The sequence below is a fragment of the Azonexus hydrophilus genome, from assembly GCF_001956855.1.
GTDB classification, from domain to species: Bacteria; Pseudomonadota; Gammaproteobacteria; order Burkholderiales; family Rhodocyclaceae; genus Azonexus; species Azonexus hydrophilus_A.
Map to the genome: position 1 here is coordinate 72,577 of NZ_MTHD01000004.1, position 25,057 is coordinate 97,633.

At 63.5% G+C, this 25,057-nt stretch carries 16 protein-coding genes; 6 read left to right on the plus strand and 10 right to left on the minus strand.

From position 1 onward, the window contains the following. Position 1 precedes the first annotated feature (1 nt). Complete coding sequence (locus BJN45_RS11690; RefSeq protein WP_076095441.1) at positions 2-1,453, minus strand: complex I subunit 4 family protein; 1,452 nt, start codon at positions 1,451-1,453, stop codon at positions 2-4. A gap of 173 nt (positions 1,454-1,626) precedes the next feature. Here BJN45_RS11690 and BJN45_RS11695 point away from each other — a divergent pair, with 173 nt between their 5' ends. Further along, a complete protein-coding gene (locus BJN45_RS11695; RefSeq protein ID WP_076095442.1) occupies positions 1,627-2,211 on the plus strand; it encodes a response regulator in 585 nt (194 codons plus the stop codon). Positions 2,212-2,315: 104 nt separating this feature from the next. After that, on the plus strand, positions 2,316-3,833 hold the full coding sequence (locus tag BJN45_RS11700) for a methyl-accepting chemotaxis protein (RefSeq protein ID WP_076095444.1): 1,518 nt from the start codon (positions 2,316-2,318) through the stop codon (positions 3,831-3,833). A gap of 35 nt (positions 3,834-3,868) precedes the next feature. Here BJN45_RS11700 and dnaE read toward each other — a convergent pair whose 3' ends face one another. Beyond that, on the minus strand, positions 3,869-7,312 hold the full coding sequence (gene dnaE, locus BJN45_RS11705; RefSeq protein WP_170873083.1) for a DNA polymerase III subunit alpha: 3,444 nt from the start codon (positions 7,310-7,312) through the stop codon (positions 3,869-3,871). Between the two features lie 25 nt (positions 7,313-7,337). Further along, positions 7,338-8,492 (minus strand): benzoate/H(+) symporter BenE family transporter, encoded by a 1,155-nt coding sequence (locus BJN45_RS11710; RefSeq protein WP_076095448.1) that lies wholly within the window; start codon positions 8,490-8,492, stop codon positions 7,338-7,340. Between the two features lie 115 nt (positions 8,493-8,607). Here BJN45_RS11710 and BJN45_RS11715 point away from each other — a divergent pair, with 115 nt between their 5' ends. Beyond that, a complete protein-coding gene (locus tag BJN45_RS11715; protein ID WP_076095450.1) occupies positions 8,608-9,399 on the plus strand; it encodes an enoyl-CoA hydratase in 792 nt (263 codons plus the stop codon). Here the strand turns inward: BJN45_RS11715 and BJN45_RS11720 are convergent, their stop codons facing one another. Next, positions 9,400-11,958: a putative bifunctional diguanylate cyclase/phosphodiesterase gene (locus BJN45_RS11720; RefSeq protein WP_076095452.1), complete on the minus strand. Its 2,559-nt coding sequence runs from the start codon at positions 11,956-11,958 to the stop codon at positions 9,400-9,402. Positions 11,959-12,074: 116 nt separating this feature from the next. Here BJN45_RS11720 and BJN45_RS11725 point away from each other — a divergent pair, with 116 nt between their 5' ends. Together BJN45_RS11725 and BJN45_RS11730 are read left to right on the plus strand one after the other, a co-directional pair. Further along, complete coding sequence (locus BJN45_RS11725) at positions 12,075-13,217, plus strand: exo-alpha-sialidase (RefSeq protein WP_076095454.1); 1,143 nt, start codon at positions 12,075-12,077, stop codon at positions 13,215-13,217. Next, positions 13,214-13,762 (plus strand): hypothetical protein, encoded by a 549-nt coding sequence (locus BJN45_RS11730; RefSeq protein ID WP_076095456.1) that lies wholly within the window; start codon positions 13,214-13,216, stop codon positions 13,760-13,762. The genes BJN45_RS11725 and BJN45_RS11730 overlap by 4 nt, the downstream gene beginning before the upstream one ends. On the opposite strand, the gene BJN45_RS11735 is transcribed toward BJN45_RS11730, so the two are convergent. After that, positions 13,740-14,543: a response regulator gene (locus BJN45_RS11735; protein WP_170873084.1), complete on the minus strand. Its 804-nt coding sequence runs from the start codon at positions 14,541-14,543 to the stop codon at positions 13,740-13,742. The two genes, BJN45_RS11730 and BJN45_RS11735, sit on opposite strands and share 23 nt — an antisense overlap. A 161-nt stretch (positions 14,544-14,704) precedes the next feature. On the opposite strand from BJN45_RS11735, the gene BJN45_RS11740 reads away from it, so the two are divergent. After that, positions 14,705-15,652 (plus strand): LysR family transcriptional regulator, encoded by a 948-nt coding sequence (locus BJN45_RS11740; protein ID WP_076095458.1) that lies wholly within the window; start codon positions 14,705-14,707, stop codon positions 15,650-15,652. 7 nt (positions 15,653-15,659) lie between these two features. Here BJN45_RS11740 and BJN45_RS11745 read toward each other — a convergent pair whose 3' ends face one another. The 5 genes from BJN45_RS11745 to BJN45_RS11765 form a co-directional block, all read right to left on the minus strand. Next, a complete protein-coding gene (locus BJN45_RS11745; protein ID WP_076095459.1) occupies positions 15,660-18,047 on the minus strand; it encodes an ATP-binding protein in 2,388 nt (795 codons plus the stop codon). A 6-nt stretch (positions 18,048-18,053) separates the two neighbouring features. Beyond that, positions 18,054-19,388, minus strand: coding sequence for an ABC transporter substrate-binding protein (locus BJN45_RS11750; protein WP_170873085.1), 1,335 nt, complete (start codon positions 19,386-19,388; stop codon positions 18,054-18,056). Position 19,389: 1 nt separating this feature from the next. Next, entirely contained in the window at positions 19,390-22,071 is a 2,682-nt protein-coding gene (locus BJN45_RS11755; RefSeq protein WP_076095463.1) for a PD-(D/E)XK nuclease family protein, read from the minus strand. Continuing rightward, positions 22,071-24,254, minus strand: a complete 2,184-nt coding sequence (locus BJN45_RS11760; protein WP_076095465.1) for a patatin-like phospholipase family protein — start codon at positions 24,252-24,254, stop codon at positions 22,071-22,073. The genes BJN45_RS11755 and BJN45_RS11760 overlap by 1 nt, the downstream gene beginning before the upstream one ends. Before the next feature lie 62 nt (positions 24,255-24,316). After that, complete coding sequence (locus BJN45_RS11765; RefSeq protein ID WP_076095467.1) at positions 24,317-24,967, minus strand: OmpA family protein; 651 nt, start codon at positions 24,965-24,967, stop codon at positions 24,317-24,319. Positions 24,968-25,057: the final 90 nt, after the last annotated feature.

A 25,057-nucleotide genomic window follows, 5' to 3' on the forward strand; every position in this document is an offset into this window, starting at 1 on the left:
CTCAGCCTCCCGCAAACAGCGCGGCGATGCGCGCCGTACTGCCGCCGACCAGCGTCAGCAGCGGCGCCGGCCAGATACCGAGCAACAGGATGCCGGCGGCGAGCAGTCCGGCCGCCGTCGTTTCGGTACGGGTCATGTCGCGAATTTCGCAGCCGGCCGGCGCCGGCCGGTACAAATGACCAATGACGCGCAAGCCGTAGGCGGCGCCGACCAGCATCGCAACCCCCAGGCAGATGACCCACAGCCCCCAGCGCTGCAGCGCGCCGATCAGCACATGCAGTTCGGCGATGAAGCCGGCGCTGGCCGGCAAGCCGATGGCGGCCAGCAAACCGAAGGCAATGAAGAAGGCAAAGCGTGGTGCGCGTCCGAGCAAACCGCCGTAATCGGCCAGATCACGGCTGTGCGTGCGCTGGTAGAGCAGACCGACAACAAGGAACAACAGTGCGGCAGCCAGACCATGGGCGACCATCTGCAATACCGCCCCATTCAATCCAGCCGGATTCAGTGCCGCGATCCCGAGCAGGACAACGCCCATGTGCGAGATCGACGAATAGGCGACCATCGCCTTCAGATCCTGCTGCCGCCAGGCGAGCAGGGCGCCATAGAGCAGGCTGAGCAAGGCCAGCACGGCGAGCCAGTCCTGCACGGCAAGGAAGGCGCCGGGCAGCGTCTCGGCCGCCCGGATCAGCCCGTAGGCGCCCATTTTCAGCAATACGCCGGAAAGCAGGATGGACACCGGACTGGGCGCCTCGACATGGGCCAGCGGCAACCAGCCATGCAGCGGAACGACCGGCATCTTCACGGCAAAACCGATGAACAGCCCGGCAAAGATCAGCAATTGCATGTTCAACGGCAGGCCGCGTCCGCCCTCGGCCATGTCGGGCATAGCGAAGCTGTGCCCGGGCGCCGCATCGTAGAGGAACAGCAGCGCAACCAGCATGAACACCGAACCACCCAGCGTGTACAGGAAGAAATTGAGTGCCGCACGCTGCCTGTTCTCGCCGCCGAGACGGTCAATCATGAAGAACAGCGGCAGCAGCGTGGCTTCCCAGAACACATAGAACAACGACCAGTCGCGGGCGGTGAATACGCCGAACATCGCCGACTGCAGCAGCATCAGCAGGACGAAATACAGCCTCGCCCCCTTGTCCATCTGCCGCGACACGAGGACCGCAACCAGCGTCAATATTGCGGTCAACACCACCATCGCCAACGAAATGCCGTCGATGCCAAGCGCGAAATGGGAACCCAGCCGGGCGTTCCAGGCCCGGCTTTCGAACATCTGCACGGCCTCGCCGGCCGGCACGAAGCGGGCGACGAGCAGGGCGCTGAGAAGCACTGAAGCCAACGCGCAGAACAGCGCCAGGCGCCACAGCAACTGCATGCGCCGGACCGGAAACACGGCGAGCAGGAGCGCACCGAAGACCGGCATGAAGACCAGCAGTTTCAGCACCCCTTCCTCCTCCTCATCGCCCCGGCTTGCTTGTTGTTTTCATGCGCGGATTATGCCAGTCCGGCCGGGCGGATTGGCATATTCGGGAAATTGGCCGGCACCCTTTGCATTCTTTGCCCAAATGAGAATTCGTTCGGTTACAATTTGGCAGTTTTGCAATTTCAAAGACGACTATGGCAGACAGCGAATTTCTCAGCACCCGACAAGCCGCCCAGCGCCTTGGCGTTTCCCTGGGCACCGTGCAGAACATGGTCGAGAGCGGTGTTCTCGATGCCTGGAAGACAGCCGGCGGACACCGGCGCATTCCCGCCAGTTCGGTGGACAGCCTGCTCGCCAAGCGACGCAAGCAGATCGCCCGGCCCGGCGATGCCACCGGCCAGCTCGACATCCTGATTGCCGAAGACGATCCGACCCTGCAGAAGCTCTACCAGATGACTTTCGACAGCTGGAAACTACCGCTCAGTCTGCGCATCGTCGGCGACGGTTTCGAAGGCCTGCTCCAGGTCGGCCAGCAAATGCCGGACATCCTGATCGCCGACCTGATGATGCCAGGCATGGACGGTTTCGAAATGATCCGCCGCCTGCGTGCCATGCCGGAACTCACCAGCATGGACATCATCGTCGTCAGCGCCATCGATGCCGATGAAATCCGCCAGCGCGACATGCCGGGCGACGTCACGGTTTTCGGGAAACCCATCCCATTCCACGAAATCAAGGGCTTCGTGCTCGGGCGCCTGGCTTCCCGCCAGCGCACCTGAAGCAAGACCCGCAAGAGACCATCTTCAAGATGGCGAGGGCTTTCCTGCAGGCGTAACAGACAACAGATTCCTTTCCGAAAATAAAAACCAGACAGGAGACAAAGATGGGGTGGTTCGGAAACAATGCGTCGCTCGACAAGGTCGATCGCGACATTTCTGCCATTGCCGATGGCAATGCTGACCTGGCCCATACCGTGGGCACCTCGGGCAATGATGCCGCCGGCCGTATTTCGGCCAACCTCAACCGCTTTTTTTCGCGCATCCGCGGGCTGATCACCCATTCGCGCAGCAGCAGCGTCAGCATTGCCGCCGATGCCGCCCGGATGAACCACCTGGTACAACTGACCGGTGATGCGGTGCGCCGCCAGGAGGCGCTGGCCGCCGACATCTTCGAGTCGAGCAATCGGGTCAATCAGGCAGTCAGCGAAGTTGCGGTGAATTCGGACGCCATCCAGGCGTCGACGCAGAACAACCTGGATCTGGCACAACGTTCGCTGTCGCAGATGGAAGCGGTAGCCAGCACGATGCGTTCGACCAACGAACACATCGAGCATTTCTCGACGACGGTCGGCGAACTGCACACCAGTTCGATGAAGATCAACGAGATCGTCTCGCTGATCAACGACATTTCCGACCAGACCAACCTGCTCGCACTCAACGCCGCCATCGAGGCCGCGCGCGCTGGCGAGGCGGGGCGCGGCTTTGCCGTGGTTGCCGACGAAGTGCGCAAACTGGCGGAAAAGGTCAAGACTGCCACGCTGGTCATCGGCCAGAACACCCAGTCGATGATCAACCTCGTTTCCGATACCTCGGCCAAGACCCAGACCATCGTCGGCGAAGTCACGCGGGCCAACGAATACGTCGAAACCTCGGCCAGCGACCTCGGCACCATGGTCAGCGACTTCAAGCGCACGACCGAGCAACTGTCGACGATCGCCAGCGCCATCTACAACCTGCGCGAAAGCAACCAGTCGATCCACCATGAGGTCGAGGAGATCCGCAATCACTCGGTCGATATTTCGGGGCGCATGAAACAGTGCCAGGATTCGGCAAAGACCCTGCGCGAATCGACCGAAGACCTGCAATGCACGCTGGCCGACTTCCGCACCGGCAACAGCATGTTCGACACGCTGCACGACCGCTGCGCCGGTTTCCGCGACAACGTTGCCGATATCCTGCAAAAACTCGCCGACCGTGGCATCAACGTCTTTGACCAGGCCTACAAGGACATTCCCGGCTCCAATCCGAAGCGTTTCACGACCGCCTACGACGGCCAGTGCGACAAGGAACTGACCGCGCTCTACGACCGCCTGCTGACCGAGGTGCCCGGACTGGTCTATTCGCTGGCGGTGGACACCAATGGCTATGCACCGGCGCACAATGGCGTGTTTTCCAACCCGCCCAGCGGCGATCCGGCAGTCGACCTGACCAAGTGCCGACACAAGCGCATCTTCAACGATCCGGTCGGCATCAAGCTGGCCAAGAACCAGAAGTCCTCGCTGTTCCAGACCTACGTCCGCGACACCGGCGAAATCCTCAACGACCTGTCGATGCCCATCCTGATCAACGGCCGCCACTGGGGTTGCGTCCGGATCGGCTTCAAGACCGAACTGGTCGCCTGAAAACCTCCCGCCGCGGCGATATGCCCGGCGGGAACTCAATAGACGATTTCGACATTCTCCGGTTGCAGCCAGCCGTTCAACGCCTCGAGCAGGGCATCGTCGAGACGGACACGCAGCGCCGGACCGACTTGCAGTTCGCATTCGGCCGTCGTGTTGCGATAACGGATGCGCACCGCCGCCGGGCCCGGGGCAAAAGGCTGCAGCAATGAGCGCAGACGGCGGGCATCCGAACTGCCATTCATCTTCAGCAACAGGCATTTGGCCGAACTCCCGCGCGCCTCGCCGAGCGTCATCAGCTTGTCGGCAACGACACGATTGCCGCCGGAAAAGTCGTCGTAGCTGACCTTGCCTTCGATGACCAGCACCTCGTCGGTGACGATCTTGGCGCGCTCGGCCTCGAACAGCTCGTTGAACACCGAGACTTCGACCATCGCCGTACCATCGTCGATCTGCACGAACAGCATTTTTCCCCGACGGGTCATCTGCGTACGCACGCCAACGACAATGCCGGCGAGCTTGGTCAGCTCCTTGGCCGGTTCGAGGCGATTCAGCGGTCGACGGATGAAACGGGACAATTCCTTCTTGCAGGTATTGTACGGATGGCCGGAAAAGAAGAAGCCCAGCGCCGTCTTTTCCTCCATCAAACGGGTCTTTTCATCCCACGGCTTGACGACAAGATATTGCGGCGCATGGTCTTCGGCCACATCGCCGATGTCGAACAGGCTGGTCTGCATCGCATTGCGTTCCGCCTGCTCGGCAAACTCCATGGCAATGCCGACCGACGCCAGCAGCTTGGCACGATCCGCATCGATGCTGTCGAACGCGCCAGCGCGGATCAGCGCCTCGGTGGTGCGCCGGTTAACCATGCGCTTGTCGCAGCGCCGGCAGAAATCGAACAGGTCCTTGAACGGCCCGCCATCGGTCCGCGCCTGCAGGATGACATTAACCGCCTGTTCGCCAGTCCCCTTGACCGCGCCCAGGCCGTAGCGGATGGTCTGCCGGTCGACCGGCTCGAAACGGTAGGCCGAAGCGTTGACGTCCGGCCCGAGCACTTTCACCTTGTTGGCGATGGTGTCTTCGTAGAAAATCTTCACCGAGTCGGTGTTGTCCATGTCGGAAGACATGGTCGCCGCCATGAAGGCCGCACAGTGGTGCGCCTTGAGCCAGGCGGTGTGATAGGTGACGACGGCGTAGGCGGCGGTGTGCGACTTGTTGAAGCCGTATTCCGCGAACTTGGTCATCAGGTCGAACAACTGCTCGGCGAGCGCCGGGTCGTAGCCCTTTTCCTTGGCACCGGCGGCAATCGTCTCGCGGTGCTTGGCCATTTCCTCGGGCTTTTTCTTGCCCATCGCGCGGCGCAGCATGTCGGCGCCACCCAGCGTGTAGCCGCCGATGATCTGCGAGATCTGCATCACCTGTTCCTGGTACACGATGACGCCGTAGGTCGGCGACAGGCAGGCGGTCAGGTCGGGGTGGAAATAATCGATCTTCTGCTGGCCCTTTTTGCGCAGGATGAAGTCATCGACCATCCCGGAACCGAGCGGGCCGGGACGATAGAGCGCGAGCACAGCGATGATGTCTTCGAAACGGTCGGGCGCCAGCTTTTTCAGCAGCTTTTTCATGCCCTCCGATTCAACCTGGAAGATCGCCGTCGTGTTGGCGTCCTTGAGTATCTGGTAGGCGGCGGGATCGGTGAAGCCGAGCGACATCAGGTCGAGCTTCTCGCCGGTCATGCGGCGGATGTACTCGACCGCCAGTTCGATAATGGTCAGGTTGCGCAGGCCAAGGAAGTCGAACTTCACCAGCCCGGCCTTTTCCACATCATCCTTGTCGAATTGCGAAACCGGCGAGGCATCGCTGCCGGTCGCCTGATAGATCGGACAGAAATCGGTGATCTTGCCCGGCGCGATCAACACGCCACCGGCGTGCATGCCGACGTTTCTGGTCAAATCCTCGAGTCGACCGGCCAGATCGAACAATTCGCGGATGGTTTCGCCATCGCCGTCGCCCTGCATCATTTCCTTGAGCTGCGGCTCCTGCTCCAGTGCCTCGGCCAGCGATACCGGCTTGTTCTGGACGATGGGAATGAGCTTGGAAATCCGGTCGCACATCGAATAGGGCAGACCAAACACGCGACCGACGTCGCGGATCACCGCCTTCGACGACATCGTACCGAAGGTGGCGATCTGGCTGACCGCATCAGCGCCGTAGTGCTCGCGCACGTACTCGATGACGCGCCAGCGGTTGTCCTGGCAGAAGTCGATATCGAAGTCGGGCATCGATACCCGTTCCGGATTCAGGAAGCGCTCGAACAGCAGCGCGTATTCCAGCGGATCGAGGTCGGTGATGCGCAGGCTGTAGGCGACCAGCGAACCGGCACCGGAACCCCGGCCCGGCCCGACCGGCACACCGTTGTTCTTGGCCCAGTTGATGAAGTCGGCAACGATCAGGAAGTAGCCGGGAAAGCCCATCTGGACGATGGTGTTGCACTCGAAAACCAGCCGCTCGTCGTATTCCGGCCGGCGCTGCAGGCGCACTTCGGGATCGGGATAAAGTTCGACCAGGCGGACTTCCAGCCCCTTGCGCGCTTCATCGACGAGGTATTCGTCGATGGTCATCCCCGGCGGAATCGGAAAATCGGGCAGGAAATTCTTGCCCAGCGTCATCTCGATGTTGCAGCGACGGGCAATTTCCAGCGTGTTTTCCAGCGCCTCCGGCAGATCGGCAAACAGCTCGACCATTTCGGCCTGGGTCTTGAAATACTGTTCTTCCGTATAGATTTTCGGCCGCCGCGTATCGCCCAGTACATAGCCTTCGGCGATGCAGACCCGCGCTTCGTGGGCGCGGAAGTCGTCGCGGTTCATGAACTGGACCGGGTGCGTCGCGACCAGCGGAATACCGGTTTCACCGGCCAGGTCGGCAGTCTGCTGGACGATCGCTTCCTGCTGCTGTTGCCCGTAGCGCTGCACCTCGAGATAGAACGCACCGGGAAACAGCGCCTCCCAGGCCCGCGCCCGCTCGGCGGCAAGGTCGAAATTACCGTTCAGCAGGGCTTCGCCGACATCGCCAAGATGCGCGCCGGACAGTGCGATCAGGCCATCGCAACCGATCTCGGCAAACCATTCACGGCGAATTTCGGCACGATCCCGCCGTCCTTCGATCAGATAGGCTTTGGTCAGCAACTCGCACAACTGCTGGTAACCACGGCGATTGCGCACCAGCAGCAGCAGGCGGTAGGCATCTTCCGGGGCTTCCGCATTGGCAATCCAGACATCCGCGCCGGCAACCGGCTTGACGCCCTTGCCGCGGGCACCGGTGTAAAACTTGACCAGACCGAACAGGTTGCCGAGATCGGTCAGCGCCAGCGCCGGCATGGCATCGCCGGCGGCACGCTTGACGGCATCACCGACGCGGACGATGCCGTCGGTGACAGAGTATTCGGAGTGGAGGCGAAGATGGACGTAGCGCGGCGAATTCATCGCCGGGATTTTAACCCGCCAGCGCTCATCGCGGCGGCCGGAGCTTGAGAACGAGCAGGCCGAGGAGCAATCCCCAGAAGGCGCTGCCGATCCCGAACAGCGACATGCCGGAAGCCGTGCCCAGGAAGGTCACCAGTGCCGCTTCCCGCTCACGCTCCTCGGCCAGCGCCGCGGCGAGGCTGTTGCCGATGGTGCCGAGTAGCGCTAGGCCGGCGATGGCGGCGACCAGTTCGGCCGGCAGGGCGGCAAAAAGTCCGGCAACCGTCGCCCCGAAGAGGCCGGTCAGCAAGTAGAAACAACCGGCCCACACGGCCGCCCGGTAGCGTTGCGCCGGGTCCGGATCGGCTGCCGGGCTCATGCAGATGGCGGCAGTGATCGCTGCCAGGTTGAAGGCGAAACCACCGAATGGTGCCAGCACCAGTCCGGTCACACCAGTCCAGGTGATCAGCGGCGACGCCGGCGTCTGGTAGCCATTGGCGCGCAGCACGGCGAGGCCCGGCACGTTCTGGCTGGCCATGGTGACGATGAACAGTGGCAGACCGATACCGATCAGCACGGTCGGCGAAAACACCGGGCTCGTCCACAGCGGAACGGCAAAACTCAGGCTCACCGCGTCGCTGCGAATCAGGCCGCTGCTGGCGGCAACGATCAGGCCGACCAGGAAAGCCAGCGGCACGGCATAGCGCGGCGCCCAGCGCCGGCCGGCAAGATAGACGGCAAACATCAGGCCGACCAGCAACAGTTGCGTAGTCAGGGAGGTGAACAGGGCCAGCCCGAAACGGGCCAGCACGCCGGCCAGCAGGGCGCCGGCCAGCGCTTTCGGGACATGACGCATGATCGCTTCGAACAGGCCGAAGACACCGCAGACGACAATCAGCGCCGAAGCGAACAGAAAGGCACCGATCGCCTCGGCCATCGGCACCCCGGCCAGACCGACCGCCAGCAACGCCGCCCCCGGCGTGGACCAGGCCGTCAGCACCGGCGCGCGAAAGCGCAGCGACAGCCCGACCGATGTCGCGAACATGCCGATGCCCAGCGCCCACAACCAGGAACTGATGTGCTCCGCCGAACCACCGGCGGCACTGGCCGCCTGAAAAACGATGGCGGCCGAACTGGTGTAACCAACGAGGACGGCAATGAAACCGGCGGTCAGATGGGACAGGGAAAACAGGCGACGCATGACGGTGGCTTCGAAAAATTAGTCGCAAATCATATCAGCTTGGCTGCTGACTGGAGCCGTCCCGGCTTCTCAGGTACATTCGCGGATCAATCAGTAAAACCAAAAGGAGACCACGATGAACAGCCCGAACGAACCCTGCCTGCTGCGCGCCGACCGCGCTGACGGCCTGACCACGCTGACCCTGAACCGCCCGGGACAGTTCAATTCCCTGTCGCGCGAGATGTTGACCGCAATACAGCAGGAACTCGATGCCATCGCCGCCGATCCGGCGGTACGCGTGGTCGTCATCGGCGGCGCCGGCAAGGCCTTCTGCGCCGGCCATGACCTCAAGGAAATGCGCGCCAATCACGACAAGGCCTTCATGCAGGCACTGTTCAAGCAGTGCGGCGAGCTGATGCTGACGATCACCCGCATGCCGCAACCGGTGATCGCCCGCGTCCACGGCATCGCCACTGCCGCCGGCTGCCAGCTGGTGTCGATGTGCGATCTGGCGGTCGCCGCCGACGTCGCCAAATTCGCCGTTTCCGGCATCAACGTCGGCCTCTTCTGCTCGACGCCAGCTGTCGGCCTGGCACGCAATCTCGGCCGCAAAAATGCCCTGGAAATGCTGTTGACCGGAGAATTCATCGACGCCATGGAGGCCCGCGCCAAAGGCCTGGTCAATCGCGTCGTCCCCGCCGATGCTCTGGATGCCGAGATTGAACGCCTGGCACAGTCCATCCTGGCCAAGAGCGCCGTTGCCGTGCGTATCGGCAAGGGCATGTTCTACAAGCAGCTGGAAATGGGGCTGGCCGAAGCCTACGACTATGCCGGCGAAGTCATGGCCTGCAACATGATGAGCGAGGATGCCGGCGAAGGCATCGACGCTTTCATGCAGAAACGCAAACCGGACTACAAGGGCTGCTGATCAGGCCGGCGGCTGCCAGTCCCGCGGGATGATCTGCGGGGCTGGGCGGCCGATGTAATAGCCCTGCGCCCGGTGGATTTCCATCCGCTCGAGTTCGCGCAGGACCTCCGGCGATTCCACGTATTCGGCGACCACGGCAATGCCCATCTCGCGGGCCAGCGAGCGGATGCTGGTGACGAAAGTCCGGTCCTTGTCGCTGTTCAGCATGTTGGCGATGAAATCGCCCTCGATCTTCAGATAATCGATCGGGAAGCGGCGCAGATAGTGGAACGACGAGAAGCCCGAACCGAAGTCGTCGATCGCCAGCTTGAAGCCGTCGGCCTTGAGGTCGATCAGGAAACGTTCGAGCAGCGCCAGATTCTTCACCGTATCGCGCTCGGTGATCTCGAAAACGATACGATCAGGCGGCACATCGCTGGCGGCAATGATGCGCCGCAGATCGCGGGCAAATTCGCTGAAGACCAGTGCCCGCGGCGACAGGTTGACGAATATCTCGCCATCGTGCCCCTGTGCCGACAAGGCCTTGAGCGCCCGTTCCAGCACCAGCATGTCGAGACGATGGATGACACCGATCTTCTCGGCAATCTCGACAAACTCGTCGGCGCGGATCATCTGCCCTTCCAGGTCGATACGCGACAGGACTTCATAGGCCACGATCTGGCGCGTCGCCACATCCAGCACCGGCTGGAAGTAGGGAATCACGCGCTGGTTTTCGATGGCCTCGATGACCATCAGGCTCTTCTGGGAAATATCCCGGAAAATCTCGACGACGTCATCCTGCGACGGCACCGCCACCTGGTCCTTGCCCGCCACCTTGGCCCGGTACATCATGTTGTCGGCGAACATCAGCAGGTCCTTGGTGCTGTCCGCATGATCCGGATAGACGGCCAGGCCGATCGACGCCGTGCCGTGCAGGCGCACGCCTTCCGGGGTGACGATTTCCAGTTGCTCGATGGCAGCGCGAATGCGCTGGGCGACCACGACCACCGTTTCCTGCGTGGCCTCGGGCAGCAGCGCGACAAACTCGTCACCGCCGTAACGGGCCAGGATGTCGCCATCGCGCAGGGCACCCTGCACCTGCCGGGCAAAGCGCTGCAGATAGGTATCGCCCACGGCGTGGCCGTGGTTGTCGTTGACCAGCTTGAAGTTGTCCAGGTCGATCAGCAGCAGGCCGAAACTATAGCCGTGGCGCTGCGCCCGACCCACCTCGTACGACGACAGCTCCCAGAACACCCGCTGGTTGAACAGGTCGGTCAGCGGATCGCGGGTGGCATAGTATTCCAGGTCACGCGTGTACTTGTAGATCGCCTTCACCGAACCGACGACATTGAGCAGCGTGGACAACACGCTTTCAACCACCAGATAGCGGGTTTCATCCTCGAGCACACCGGCATGCACGCCGATGCCCACAATACCGCCGATCTTCGGCTTGTCCACGAAGAAGGACTTGACCCGTACCGCCACCTCGTCGTCGCTCAGTTCAATCAGCAGGCCATCGGTATTGGCAATGTGGTGGTGAATGGCGAAAGCCCCGGTATCGGAGAAATTCGCTGTGCGCAGCAATTCCTCCCGGATATGGAATTCCATCCGTTTCTTGGTTTCCCCCGTTACCGGGCCGAACCAGAAGACTTCCAGATCGAACATCTCGTCATCGATCTTGAAGATGGAGAACAGCATGTGCGCCGGCAGGATGCCATTGATGTCAATCAGCAGGCGGCAGACGTACTCACGCCAGTCTCGTACGACATCGGCCGTGATGACGAATTTTTCCAGCAACCCGATTTCGAAAGTCAGGATTTCCTTGTCGACGGCGATGCCTCGAACCTTGTCCAGCAAGGCACGCAGGGCATCATCGATGCGGTTCAGTTCGACAAAACCGAAATCGCGTTCGGCCACCACCAGAGCCTTCAGATCGGACACCGCGCCAACCTGCTCGAACTCCTCCTGCAAGCTGGCCACCGCGTTTTCGATCCGGCGACCGACCCACCATACTGCGGCGCCGGCCAGGATACCGGCAAGCGGTAGCAGCAGGGCGAAGGCCAGCAACAATTCGCGCCGCGCATCGGCCAGCAGGCCGGCGTATTCCTGCCGTACCTCAATGGCCCCCAGGGCCACCCCGGGCGTGGCGTTGACATGACATTTCAGGCAACGTTCATCGGCCAGCAAGGGATAAACATGGCGAGACTCCTCGCTGGTATCGATACGTACAGACTCACCAGTGGCCAGCGACTGGCGCAGGACATCGTCAAGCTCCGGCTGGGCGATGACGCCATAGACATCGACCACCAGCGGACCGCGATAGATCTGCACCTGCATGCTGCTGCCAGTGCCCGAGCTAGCCATGCTGCGGAGGAAATCGTCTGCCTGGCTGCGGCTCCAGCCCTGGCTCATCAACTGGTACATCGCGGCAAAGGTGATCCGGGTCGCGGCATCCGATGCGCGCGCCGCGTTGGTCCGCACGATGTTGTCGAAAACCCTATCCAGCGACCAGTAAGCGCCGCCAAAGAACAAGGCGGCAACAACGGCCGAGGTTGCCAGAATGAAACTGTTTATGCGCATAGCACTCTCCCGGGGGGAGAGATTATCACCAAACCTGCAAAAAACGGCCCGGCCACTGCCAAAAACCACATACCTGGCAAGCCTATTCAAAGCCGGCAGACGGTTACAATTCCGCCATGCAAGAATCTCTCGCAATCATTCGCACCCTGTCGCCAGCCAGTCGTCGCTGGCTGGCCACTGCCGCCTTTTCCGTGGCGCTGGGCGCCGCCTTCTGGCAGGCACCGCAGTCACCAGCTGCCGCCTTCATTGCGCCACCGCCCCCCATCGACAGCCAGTTACCGCCCCTGCAGCAGAGCGAAATGCTGCCCGGCGTCGCCCGCATGGCCGCCGCCCCCAGCCTGGCCCAGCTCGCCGATGGCCGCATTGCTGCCAGTTGGGTATCCGGCGCCGAAAACGTGCGTGAACAGGAAGTCATCTGGTTCAGCACCCGTGACGATCACGGCTGGAGCGAACCCTATCCGGTCAGCACGCGCGAGGAGACGGCCGGCAGCATCTTTGCGCACATCCGGCAGATCGATACGCCGGTGCTGTTCCAGCATGGCGATTTGCTCCACCTCTGGTACACCGCGACCAGCATCGGGGGCCACGCCGGCCAGACGATCATTCACACGCATTCCACCGATGGCGGCCAGCGCTGGCAAAAACCGGTGCGCCTCCAGACCACGCCGTTCGGCAACAACGGCATGCTGCTGGGCACCCCGCCGCTGCCGCTCGCCGACGGCGGTATCGGCCTGCCTGCCAGCCAGCGCCTGTTCTCGCACCATGGAGAATGGCTACGCCTCGATGCACAGGGCCGGGTGCTCGACAAGGCACGCCTGCCTCTGGCGTCGGCAGCCCTGCAACCGGCCGTTTTCGCCCTCGATGCCAACCGGGCACTGGCCATCCTGCGCGACGGCCGGCAATTGCGCGCGGCCGCCACCGACAACGGCGGCCAGGCCTGGCACGCCGTCGACTTTCCCGAAATGCCCAACCCCGACACCCCCATTGCCTTGCAGCGCCTGCCCAGCGGCCGCCTGCTGCTGGCCGGCAACACCGGCGAAGGCCGAGGCACCCTGGCTTTGTGGCTTGGCGATGCCAGTGCGACGCAATGGCGCCAGGCTCACCTCGTCGAATCTGCCGGCGATGCCGCTGCCGACTTTTCCGAGCCGTCGCTATTGCTCGCCCGGGACGGCCGCATCCATCTGGCCTACGCCTGGCGGCGGCAAGGCATCCGTCACCTGAGTTTCAGCGAAGCCTGGCTGGATGGAGAAATGCGATGAGTCCGCTGGCTGCTTACGGTCTACTCGCCCACGGCCTGATTTTTGGCGCCCTGGCCAGCCTGCTGCCATTGGGCATCCTGCGCCCGCATGCCGCACTGGCGGCAACGACCGTCGCCCTGCTCGCCGGCATCGCACCGGTGATGCATGCGACCTTCGGCACGCCATCGGTGACCTTGCTGATGCTGGCCATCCTGCACCTGCCGGCCAAACCGATGGCCCCACTCACCTACCCGGGCGCCCTCGGCCTGCTGGCCTTTGCTGGACTGTTCTACCCGGCAGCGCTGGGCTGGGGCTCCTTCGACCCCTACGCCCTCGGCTACCAACCCTGGGCGCTGCTGGCCGCATTGATCCCGGTCGGATTCGCGCTCTGGCTACGCCGGATGAATACCTGGTTGCTTATCCTGGCAGTCGATCTCGCAGCCTACGCCAGCGGCATTTTCGCCAACCTCTGGGATGTGCTGTTCGACCCGCTGCTGGTTTTCGTGGCGTTCTGCATCGTGCTGCAACACCACGTGGTGCGCTTCATCGCCGCAAGGCGTCGCTGATCAGACGGCGGATGCTCGAAGCCTCGAAGGGCTTGTCGCAGATGGCCGAAACACCAGCACGCTCGACGGCAGCGAGGCGCCCCATGTTCTGCTCGCTGGTCACCATCAGCACCGGCACTTCGGCCTGCCAGCTTTGCGTGCGAATGTACTCGGTCAATTCGCGGCCATCCATTTCCGGCATGTTGTAGTCGGTGATCACCAGGTCGAACATGCTTTCCTGCAGCACGCCAACCGCCTGCTTGCCATCGACACACTCGGTAATGCGCTCGATCCCCAGCTCCTCGAGCAAGCGCCGCAAATGGTGCCGGGAAGCGATGCTGTCATCGACCACCAGCACGCGCAGGCCCTCGATATCGGCGACGTCGATATCCTCCGGCGGGTTCAGGTAATCGGCCGCCGCGTACAAGGCTCGCGACAATTGCTGCTCGGTAAAAGGCTTGGCAACGATGGAACAGGCGCCCGACTGGCGCACCGGTTCCAGCACCTGCGGCCGCGTTTCGCTGGAGACGAGAATGAAGGGAATGCTTTCCAGGTCGGGGTCGGCACGCATGGCGGTGACCAGATCGGTTCCTGCCATGTCCGGCAGATACATGCTGCTGATCACGACCAGCCCCTCACCGCCTCCGCCCCGCAGCGAGTCGAGCGCAGCCGCCCCGGCAGTGACCACCGCGATACGGCGAACGCCTTGATTCTCGAGCATGCGCGTAACAACATGCGCCTGCATCTGGGAAGGTTCAACGAGCAGGATGCCGAGGTCAGTCAGCGAGGTGGTCAGGGCCATGCGAGGTCACTCCGGGTACCGGGAATGACCTTACTATAGCAGCCGGACGCTGACTTGAAGTTGGCAGCTGAGCCAGGCAATGCATGCAGTCACTGCAGCCGCCTGAAATGTCAGCGACGTCAGCTTTCGTTATCTGGATGAACTCAGCCAATCAAACACCCATGAAAATATCGCTTGAACTTCTGCTGGTCCTAGACGCCATCGATCGCCACGGCAGCTTCACCGCTGCCGCTGCCGCACTGCACCGGGTGCCGTCGGCGCTGTCGCATGCGGTGGCCAAGCTGGAGAGCGATCTCGACATTCCGCTGTTCATCCGTGAAGGCCGACGAGCGTTCCTCAACGAGGCCGGTCGCACGCTGCTCGAGGACGGCCGCCACCTGCTGCGCGCCGCCGATGAGCTGGAACGGCGCGTGCAAAGGATTGCCACCGGCTGGGAAGCGGAATTGCGCATCGGCGTGGACGCCATCATTCCAGCCGAGCGCCTGTTCCCGCTGATCCGCAATTTCTACGACGCCGGCCACCACACACAGATCCGCCTGAGCAACGAAGTGCTTGGCGGCACCTGGGATGCGCTGGCGACCGACCGCGCCGACCTGGTCATCGGCGCACCGGGTGATGCGCCAGCGCGCGGCGGCATCGGCAGTCGCGCGCTGTGCCAGATCGGGATGCGCCTCGTCGTTGCTGCCGGCCATCCGCTTGCCAGCTGGCCGGGCCCGGTGCCCGCCGCCGAGCTGGCGCGGCATCGCGCCATCGTCATCGCCGACACCTCCCAGGAACTGGCGGCCAGGACCATCGGCCTGATCGATGGACAGGATGCCCTGCGTGTTCCCGACATGCGCGCCAAGGCCGCCGCCCAGCTGGCTGGCCTGGGTATTGGCCACCTGCCCGACTGGCTGGCCGGCCCCGAACTCGCTGCCGGTCGACTGATCGAGCTGCAGACCGCCGATCCGCGGCCGCCAATCCAGACCAACATCGCCTGGCGCAATCGCCAGATCGGCAAGGCCTTGCAATGGTTTCTCGACGAACTGGCCAAAAATCAGGCAATCGAGGCGTTGACCGCAGGATTGCGCTTGCCGCCTGGTCGGTCCGCTCAACCCCCCGGCCAATAACCGTCGCTCAGGCGGCCGGTGCCGCACTCAGGCATTTGAGCACCATTTCCAGCAAGCCGTCAGGATCCAGCGGCTTGGCCAGGTGTGCATTCATGCCGGCGGCCAGGCAGGCGTTGCGGTCTTCCTCGAAAACATTCGCCGTCATCGCCACAATCGGCGTGGCACGGTTCAGTGATTCTGCACGGATGGCTCGGGTGGCATCGATACCGTTCAGATTCGGCATCTGCATATCCATCAGGATCAGTGCGTAGGGCTTGCTCCGGGCCATTGTCACGGCCTGGGCACCGTCCTCTGCCAGGTCGACGATCAAGCCGGCATCGGTCAACAGGGCGCAGGCCACCTCGCGGCTGATTGGCTCGTCCTCGACCAGCAGGATGTCGCTGCCGGCAAATTCCCGACTCAGCCGGAGCTCGACCGATTCGAGAGGCACGGCCGCCAAGATTGACGCCGTGCTCGCCGGTGCTTTGCGCAGTTGCGCGGTAAACCAGAAAACGCTGCCGGCACCTGGCGTACTGGCAACACCGACATTTCCGCCCATCATCGTCGCCAGTTGCTTGCAGATCGCCAGCCCCAGGCCGGTTCCGCCGTACTTGCGGGTCATCGAGCCATCGGCCTGCTCAAACGCCGTGAAAATGCGCCGTTGATCATCGGCACCGATGCCAATCCCCTGATCCTCAACCTCGAAGCGCACCAGCAGGCCGCCCTCCCCCGCGGAATCGCCCAGCGCACTGACCCGGATTTCAATGATGCCGGCTTCGCTGAACTTGACTGCATTGGAGACCAGATTGATCAGTATCTGTCCCAGTCGCAACGGATCGCCGACGAAGCTGGTTGCGGCAAGATGCGCCGGCAGGTCAAAGCGCAGCTGCAACCCTTTTTCCCGCGCCTTGTCACCGAACAGGATCTCGAGATTGTCCAGCACCCCGTCAATCCGGAACGGGATATGTTCGAGACACAGGCGATCGGCTTCGATCTTGGACAGGTCGAGGATGTCGTTGAGAACAGCCAGCAAGCGATCGGCGGATCCCTGTGCCTTGGCCAGCAATTCGCGTGGCCGTTCGTCAGTCGTGTTCTTCCGTGCCAGGGCGATCATGCCCATGATGCCGTTCATCGGTGTACGCAATTCGTGGCTCATGTTGGCGAGGAAGCTGCTTTTTGCACGATTGGCCGCCTCCGCCATCTCCTTGGCGACGAGCAATTCCCGCGTCCGCGCCTCGACCTTCTGTTCAAGCTGCGCCTGATACTCGCTGAGCGCCGCCTCGGACTGGGAGCGAATGGCGATTTCGTCCTGCAGGCTGGCATTCGCTTCTGCCAGTTGCTGCGTTCGCTCGCTTACCCGCTGCTCGAGAGTTGCCTGCAACCCTCGCAGACTGTCGGTCATCTGGTTGAAGGACTCCGCCAGTTCGCCGATTTCGTCCCTGACACCGACCTCGGCGCGCTCGTCCAGATGGCCGCCGGCAATGCGTCGGGTCGTGCCGATCAGGCCAAGAATGGGCTTCAGGATCTGCCGGCTGAGGCCGGCGGCGAGGAGTCCGGACACGACCAGCAGGATGACGAAGGTCAGGAGCATCGCACCGATCGACAGCGGAATCTGCCGCTGAATGGAGTGTCGCGTCTCCTCGCTGACCGCCAGGGCTGCCGCATGCAGTTGCATCGAAATCTCCGACAACTGCTGCTCGCTCCGCTCGGTCATCGCCTGATAGCGCAGATAGCTCTCGAAACTGGTCATGTAATCGCTGGCATCCTGCAGCAGACGATAGAGCTGCCGCTGCACCTCGGGATCAAGTGTCCGGTCCGGCGCGGGGGTCCGCATTCTGGCCAGCGCCTCGCGGATGTCGGCAAGCTGCCCGGATCCGGCACGATCGCCACGCAAGCGCAGCTCCTGCCCGCGCCACTGCAGACTCAGTATCTCGCTGAGCATGCTGTCGAAGCGCGCGCGATCATGCGCTGCCACGCGCTGGATGCGCGCGTCCGCCAGCGCCGCCATGATGTTGCGTCCCTGTTGCAGCACCCGACTCTCCAGCGCTGAACGCTGCTCGATTTCAACCACGTATTTCTGGAAATGCAGGCGGTAATCATCAAGCCGTGGCAGCAGACTGGCCAGCCGCTCACTGTTTTCCGGCGATTGCACGAGGCGATGCCGGATACGCTCGATATCGGTAAAGGTCTGGTTTTCGTCCTGGCGCGAACGACCCTTGACGAAGCGGTCGGTCGAATCCCTGAGTCGCAGGATGTCATTGACAATGCCGGCGACACCTTCCTGCAGACCGATCTGACCGGCAATCGCATAGGCCGTGTAGATGCCGACCAGCGCGTTGATGGCGACCAGGATCACCAGGCCGGCAAAGCTGAGGTGGATCTTCTGGCGAAAGCCGAGTTTGTCCGGTGACTTCACGAGCGCTCAGTTCGGGCGCCGAGCCGCGGAAAACCGCGATTCCGCATCATCGGCCAACTGGCCAAGGATCTGCGGATAAGTCCCGGGAAAAGCCAGGAAGTCGGCAATGGCATTCAGGCCAAGCTCGGCAACGGCGGGCGGCACCGCGAGGTCGAGCGCGAAGGTGAAGATCGGGCTGCGCTCAACCTCCTCGCGCACCCGCCGCTGAATGTCGCTGTAGGCGCTCAGCGGCACCTGCCGGTTCGGGGCCAGGGCACCGGAACCGCGAGCCAGCGCCACCTGGGCATCGACACCTGCCAGATGGATCATCGCTTCCCCTGCGCCAACATGGTTGGCTGCGCGCCGCGGCATGACCAGGCCGTCGATCGGCCCCATGGCCACGACCGGCAGTGCGGGATCGATGACCGGGAAGGGAAAGAAGTCGAAATCCCTGCCGGCTTCCCAGCGATGCGCATCGTTGGTGAAATACCCGATATTCCAGGTGCCCATCAGTGTCATCGCCGCTTCGCCGCGGAACAGCATTTCATTGGCACCGAGATCCCAGGCCAGGTTGTTGGGATGCGGCTGGCTGTTGAAATAGCCCTTGTCGATCAGTTGCTTCCAGCGCGCAAACACCGCCGTCACGCGCGGATCGTCGAAACGGGCCTGGCCGCTCAGCAGGCGTTCGCGGAATTCGAAGGGGGCCGTACGCAACAGCAGGTAGTCGAACCAGAACTGGGCCGGCCACTTGTCGCTGGCGCCGAGCGCAATCGGCGTCACTCCGGCGGCCTTCAGCGCGGCGCAAACGGCAAGGAATTCGTCCCAGGTCTTCGGCGGCTGCAAGCCGTGGACCTCGAACAGCCGCTTGTTGTAGAAAAAGCCGATGAAATGCTGGGTCAGCGGCACGAAGTACTTGCGCCCCTGGTATTCGCTGGCAGCCTTGATCACCGCGGGTGAAAAATGGGCATCCAGCCCGCCGCGCGCCCAGATCTCGTCGATTGGCTCCAGCTGCTCGATGATCGACGCTGTCCGCGCACCGGCCCAGTAGGAATAGAGATCCGGCGGATTACCTGTCTTCAGGGTGTCCTGGATGCTGGTCTTGAACGCCTCGTGATCGAGCGATACGGCTTTCAACTCGTAGTCCCGGTTTTGTGCATTGAACGCCCGGGCCATTTCCCCGACCCCGCCACTCAGCGAATCGCTGAAGTAATGCAGGAATGAAATTGCCGCTCGCGGCGCCGGGGCTGCGGGCTCGGCTGGCCCGCGATCACAGCCGGCCAGCAGCAGAAAAGCGGCGAAGCCGACGAGCCGGAAGATGCGATGGCGCATTGCGATGGGCGGCAAGAACAAGGATGCAGTCATGTTATCCCGAGTCACCCGTTCCAGCCAGACGCACCGGGCCTTCGCGCAGCAGGCGCCGCCGTTCCGGCAGGCGCAGCAGCGGCAGCACATCGCAATATTTCAGCTCGGCTTCATCACTGAAACTGACTGCGGCAACGCCGTCCTTCACTTCCCGGGCCACCGCGTGCAGGCGTTCGCGCCAGTGGGTGATGACGGCGACCCAGTCAGGAAACTCGGCCGGCGGGAAGATTTTCTGCCGCTCCTCGCCCAAGCCCTGAACGCCGGGCAAAATATCGCGCGATTCGGCAACCCCGGCGAAAGCCGGCTTGTCGATCAGCACCTTGGCGAACACCACAGCAGCGACCTCGTCATTGACCAGCGCAGCGTAGATCGGCAACTGCGGTTCGGTGATGCGGGCGGCGGCCCAGTTCCGGATATCGATGCTGGCGCCGGTCTTGTAATCGATGATGACCTGCCGGCCGTCGGCCAGCCGATCGATGCGGTCGACCACCATTTTCACGCGAATTCCCTCGATCTCGACTTCCGCCGGCTGTTCACAGGCGATGACGGCAAACGGCTGCGGCCGGTCGGCCTCGACGGCCAGCCAGCGCTCGAGCAGCCGGCACAGGCGCGCGCCCTCCAGCGCACGGAATCGGGCCGGCAGGCGCGTCCGGGTTTCCTCCTCGAAAACTGCCAGCGCCTGACTGACGGCATCGGCAATGGCCTGCGCCAGTCCGGCTCCGGCCAATGCGGCAAGCTGTTCGGCATCGCCAACGCTGCGCCAGAAAGCCTCCAGCGCCCCGTGCACCAGCGTGCCGCGTGCCGCCGGATCGAGACCTTCGACCGGCGTATCGAGCGCCTCGGCGCCCAGCCGGAAACGGTAGAACGCCCAGGCCGGGCAGATCGCCTGCGCGCGCAGCAACCAGCTCCCCCCGGAAACCTTTTCGCCGTCGCCGACCGGCGGTGCCAGCGCATCGTCGATCTGGACGCAAGCATTGCCGGCGGCCAGCCGGCTGGCCGGCGTTTCCACCCGCCCGGCCGGGTCGACCGCAGCCGGCAGCCCGGCCAGCAGCGGACTCGGCCGCAATACCCGGTTGCCCTCGGCACAGGCCCAGGAAAGCTCGACCTGCGGCGCCGCCCGCAGCAATCGCGCATGCACCCGGCGGGCGAAGTCGAGTTCGACCTCGGCGCAAGCATGGGCGCTGCCGGCGGCGCGCTGAAGTTCCGCCGGCAACAGCGGATTGGGGCGCGGCGGCGGTGGCCAGCGGTCGTCGTTCATGCCCATGACCCACAGCGCATCGAACTGCAGACCGGCACTTTCGAGCACACCGAGCACCTGGATCGCCGGCAGACCACGGGTTTCCGGCTGGAACACCCGCTGCCGGCAGAGATCGCGCAGGCGCGACAGCGCGGCCCCCTGAGGCAACGCGCCGAGCAAGGCATCGAAGCGGCCGAAGCTGTCGAGCACCTCGACAAACGCCCGGCGCGCCTGGAATTCATCGCTGGAAAGCGAGCGCTCTCCGGGCCAGCCGAATGCCGCCAGCGCCGCCTTGAAACGCTGCCCCCAGTCACCGGGACGCTGGCTGCGCGAGGCGCCGGCGAGTACCTCAAGACCACCGGTCAGGGCGGCAATGGTTTGCGGGCAGGGGATCTGCGCCCGCTCGGCCAGCCGTGGCAGCGCCCCCGGCGTCGTGAAATACGGCAACTCGCGGCGCATCGCAGCATCGAGCCGGGCACGGGCGTCGGCCTCGCTGTCGGCAGCGCCCCAGAAGCCGCCCAGCAACAGCACGGACAGTCGCTCCTGTTCGAGCTTGCTGCGGCCGTTGCCGAGCGCCAGCAAGGCCAGCGCGCTGCGTACCAGGGGCTGCTCGGCGAGCGGTCGGCCGAGCGAAAAGTTGAAGCAGCGCGGCGCTTCGGCCGCATCGGGGCGCAAGGCGGCGGGATGCAGGACATCATCGAGCAGGTAGGCCAGCCGGTCGCGGACGGCAGCCAGATCGGGCGCGACGATACCGAGTCTGGCCGCCGGATTGGCCGCCAGCTGCCGGGCCGCCCAGGCGACCACGGCGTGGCATTCGGCGTTGACGTCGGCACAGGCGAAAACCTGCGCATTACTGCGGTCGACCGCAAAAAAAGTTGATTTTTCGACGATGACACCGCGCCCGGTCAGCACTTCAAGCAGATCGCGTTCCAATGGTGTCAGGCGATCGAAGCCGGCGATGACAACGCGTTCCGGCAAGGCGAAATGGCCCTCGCCGATCAGCCTGACCAATTGACGCTGCAAGCCGGCAGCGTCAATCCAGCCAGCCGCCCGGCAGCGTTTCAGGAAGCTTTCCTGCCAGCCGGCAAACAATTGCGCCTCGTCGGCCGTGCCACCTGCCGCCATGCCGAAGCTGCGGCACAGCGCCTGCGCTTCCATCGCCGACGCCGCCAGTCCGGGCAGATCGAACAGTGGTGCCGCTTCGGCCGCGCCGCTGGCCAGCGAATCGGCAATCACCTGCTCCCAGAGCAGGCGTTCGGCATCGCTGTCGAGCGCCAGCGGCAGATCCTCGATGCCGGACAGCAAGGCCTCATCGGCCAGCCCGCCCAACCACTGGCCCATGGTCAACGCCCGACAGGTCTGCCAGACCGTCTGTCCGGCCGGCACCTCGGCCCGCAGGGTTTGCGCCAGACGGCTGGTGGCACACAGGAAAAGCGTCTCGGACATCACGGCGTGCCGATGAACAGGAAGATATTCGAGACGCCGCTGCGGGAGCGCCCAATACCGAGATAGGCCGGTCCGAGCGGTGTCTCGCCGCCAACGTAGATGGCGGTCGAGTCGATCCACTCATCGCGTCCGGACTCGCTGAAACGCCGGCCCAGCCGCGCGGCTTCCAGCGCCAGACCGACGCGCATGTCGCCGCGCAGCCCCAGCGGCAGACGACCGACGATTTGCTCGGTGCGCAGGCCGACATAGCGGACGTCATCACCGAGCAATTGATTCGGACTGAACGCCGTCATGTTGAGAAAGCCGCCGAGACGGCCGGCATCGAACGCTGGCAACTCGCCGCGCGGCGAGCCGGTATAGCCGAAGCGGGCATTGAATACGGTATCGGCGACCGAGAAGGCGCCGCGCAGATCGACGTCGAGACGTGCGTAGTCGAGCTTGGGCGAATTGAAATAGGCGACCTTCGCCGCCCAGCCACGCGTCGGGAAATACATCCGGTCAAAGCGGTCGAAATCGAGCAGCGCCTGCCAGCCACCGAAACTCGTGTCGGCGCCCGGCAACGACGGCGCACCGATATCCAGACGATAGTGTCGCTTGCGCTGCAGCCAGCCCAGGCGCAGGGCGCCAAAGACGTGCGTGTTCTGCCCCAGCCAGACACCGGCCCGCCCCTCGGAGGCCTTGTACTGAGCCACCCGGCGATCGTTCTGGAAAATGTTGATGCGTTCCTGCTCGACGCCCAGCAGCCCCTCGACAAAATAACGCTGGCGCTCGTCGAGCGGCTGGTAGTAGTTCACGCCAAGCCGGTTGTGCGTGCCGAGTTCGGCGTGGTACAGCAACTCGCCGCCGAGCGCGTTGAGCCAGGTCTTGTGGTAGGCGGCACGCAGCCCGAAGGAAGAGCCGTCGCTGTCATCAGCCTGCAGGCTGATGCCGAAACGCAGGTAATCGGGACCCCAGGGCTTCTCCACCGGCATGATGCGCAGGATGTTGCGCCCTTCATTGCTGAGCAGGGAATAATCGACGCTTTCGTAATGGCCGTCGCCATAGATGCGCAGCAGGTCGCGATTGATCCTGCCCGGCCGTATCGTCTGACCCGGCTCGATATCGATGAAACGCTCCAGCGCTCGCGGATTGACCCGCTTCAGGCCGGCAATCCGCACCTCGTCGATCCGCAGCGAGGAAGGCGGGCTTTGCGACTCGATGGCCTGCCACCAGGCCGCATGTTCGGCTGGCGTGACGCCCAGGGCCGCCAGTTGCCCGGCCACCGCCATGGCCGCCCGGCGCCCGCTTTCGGCAGCCTCGGCGTGACGCTGGAAATCGCCGGCACGGATATCGCCAAGATCCGGCTGGATATAAATGTCTCGCGGCCCCAGCGTGGCGCGCGAACGCACCACGTTCTGCTCGGTCAGGATGCCGATCATCTGGGCCGAGACCGACAGCAGCGAGCCGACCTCTTCCGCCTTGAGCAGCGGCGAACCGACATTCACCGCGATCACCACATCGGCCTGGCAACGTTCACGCACCTCGGCCACCGGCAGGTTATCGACCAACCCGCCATCAACCAGCTTGCGCCCAGCGTGCTCGACCGGTGCCAGCAAGCCCGGCACCGACATGCTGGCACGCATCGCCGTACTCAGTATTCCCTCGCGAAAAACCACGCGTTCGCCACTACCGATATCGGTGGCAACGATGGACAGCGGCAACGGCAAGGTCTCGATGGGCCGCTCGATCTGGTTTGCGGCAACCAGCTGATTGAGGAACAGCTTGATCTTCTGTCCGGAGACGACACCGCCCTGATAGCGCACGCCATCCTCACCGACACCACTTTCCGAACCGGGCAGATAGCGCTGCGATATCACCCGGTTGCGATGACTCATCTCCGCATACTCGGGGTTGTCGATGAACATGTCGCTCCAGTCGACCGCCGCCAGACGCTCGCGCATCACCGCCGGCGACAGGCCGGCCGCCCAGGCACCGGCGACCAGGGCCCCCATGCTCGTGCCGGCGATGCAATCGACCCGTACATTGCTTTGCTGCAGGACTTCCAGCACCCCGATATGTGCCGCCCCGCGTGCACCGCCACCGCCCAGTACCAGGCCGATCCTGGGCTGGGGCTGGGCGACTGCCTGCGCCGTACCAAGCAGCAACAGTGCAGCAGCCAGCAATGGACGAAAACGGCATGTCATCTCAGGTTCCAAACGTGAAAAAGCCCTGCCGGGGCAGGGCTTTTCATTAACACGACAGCAGCTTACTTGGTGCCGATGACTTCGATGTCAACGCGACGATCCGGCTGCAGGCAGTCGATCAGGGCCTTGGTCTTGGCGTTGCCCTTGCAGGTGTCGCCGGTGACCGGCTGGGTTTCGCCCTTGCCTTCGGTGTAGACGCGGTTGGCTTCGATGCCCTTGGCAACCAGGTATTCCTTGACCGCGGCAGCGCGCTTCTCGGACAGCTTCTGGTTGTAGGCGTTGCCACCGATACGGTCGGTGTGGCCAACGGCCAGGATCACTTCGAGCTTGATCGCGGCAGCCTTGGAGACCAGTTCGTCGAGCTTGGCCTTGCCTTCCGGACGCAGGACAGCCTTGTTGAAGTCGAACAGGGCGTCGGCAGCGACGGTGATCTTCTCACCGGTCGGCTTCGGGCCGCCTACGGCAGCAGCCGATGCCGGTGCAGCCTTGCCTTCGCAAGCAGCCTTCGGCAGCAGGTCCTTGTCGCACTCGCAACCGGCCTTGTCGGCGGCAGCGCCGGCCGGGGTCCAGTAACCGGTGCGCCAGCACAGGCCGAAGCCGCTCTTGGCAACGACGTCGCGCTGGTCGATGACATAAACACGTTCCTGGGCAACGGCAGCGAAGCCGATACCTGCGAGCAGGGCGATAGCAACAGATTTCTTGACGAGGTTCATGGTTTTTTCGATTCCTGATGAAAAAGGGTTGTTATTGGTGTGTTGCACATTCTATTACGAATCGTCACAGAGCCAGCAAGCGACACCACC

What these genes read in the sequence shown, in the direction of transcription:
- BJN45_RS11695 (WP_076095442.1), top strand. Translation starts at nt 1,627, where the DNA reads ATGGCAGACAGCGAATTTCTCAGCACCCGACAAGCCGCCCAGCGCCTT.
- BJN45_RS11700 (WP_076095444.1), top strand. Translation starts at nt 2,316, where the DNA reads ATGGGGTGGTTCGGAAACAATGCGTCGCTCGACAAGGTCGATCGCGAC.
- dnaE (WP_170873083.1), bottom strand. Translation starts at nt 7,312, where the DNA reads ATGAATTCGCCGCGCTACGTCCATCTTCGCCTCCACTCCGAATACTCT.
- BJN45_RS11710 (WP_076095448.1), bottom strand. Translation starts at nt 8,492, where the DNA reads ATGCGTCGCCTGTTTTCCCTGTCCCATCTGACCGCCGGTTTCATTGCC.
- BJN45_RS11715 (WP_076095450.1), top strand. Translation starts at nt 8,608, where the DNA reads ATGAACAGCCCGAACGAACCCTGCCTGCTGCGCGCCGACCGCGCTGAC.
- BJN45_RS11720 (WP_076095452.1), bottom strand. Translation starts at nt 11,958, where the DNA reads ATGCGCATAAACAGTTTCATTCTGGCAACCTCGGCCGTTGTTGCCGCC.
- BJN45_RS11725 (WP_076095454.1), top strand. Translation starts at nt 12,075, where the DNA reads ATGCAAGAATCTCTCGCAATCATTCGCACCCTGTCGCCAGCCAGTCGT.
- BJN45_RS11730 (WP_076095456.1), top strand. Translation starts at nt 13,214, where the DNA reads ATGAGTCCGCTGGCTGCTTACGGTCTACTCGCCCACGGCCTGATTTTT.
- BJN45_RS11735 (WP_170873084.1), bottom strand. Translation starts at nt 14,543, where the DNA reads ATGGCCCTGACCACCTCGCTGACTGACCTCGGCATCCTGCTCGTTGAA.
- BJN45_RS11740 (WP_076095458.1), top strand. Translation starts at nt 14,705, where the DNA reads ATGAAAATATCGCTTGAACTTCTGCTGGTCCTAGACGCCATCGATCGC.
- BJN45_RS11750 (WP_170873085.1), bottom strand. Translation starts at nt 19,388, where the DNA reads ATGACTGCATCCTTGTTCTTGCCGCCCATCGCAATGCGCCATCGCATC.
- BJN45_RS11755 (WP_076095463.1), bottom strand. Translation starts at nt 22,071, where the DNA reads ATGTCCGAGACGCTTTTCCTGTGTGCCACCAGCCGTCTGGCGCAAACC.
- BJN45_RS11760 (WP_076095465.1), bottom strand. Translation starts at nt 24,254, where the DNA reads ATGACATGCCGTTTTCGTCCATTGCTGGCTGCTGCACTGTTGCTGCTT.
- BJN45_RS11765 (WP_076095467.1), bottom strand. Translation starts at nt 24,967, where the DNA reads ATGAACCTCGTCAAGAAATCTGTTGCTATCGCCCTGCTCGCAGGTATC.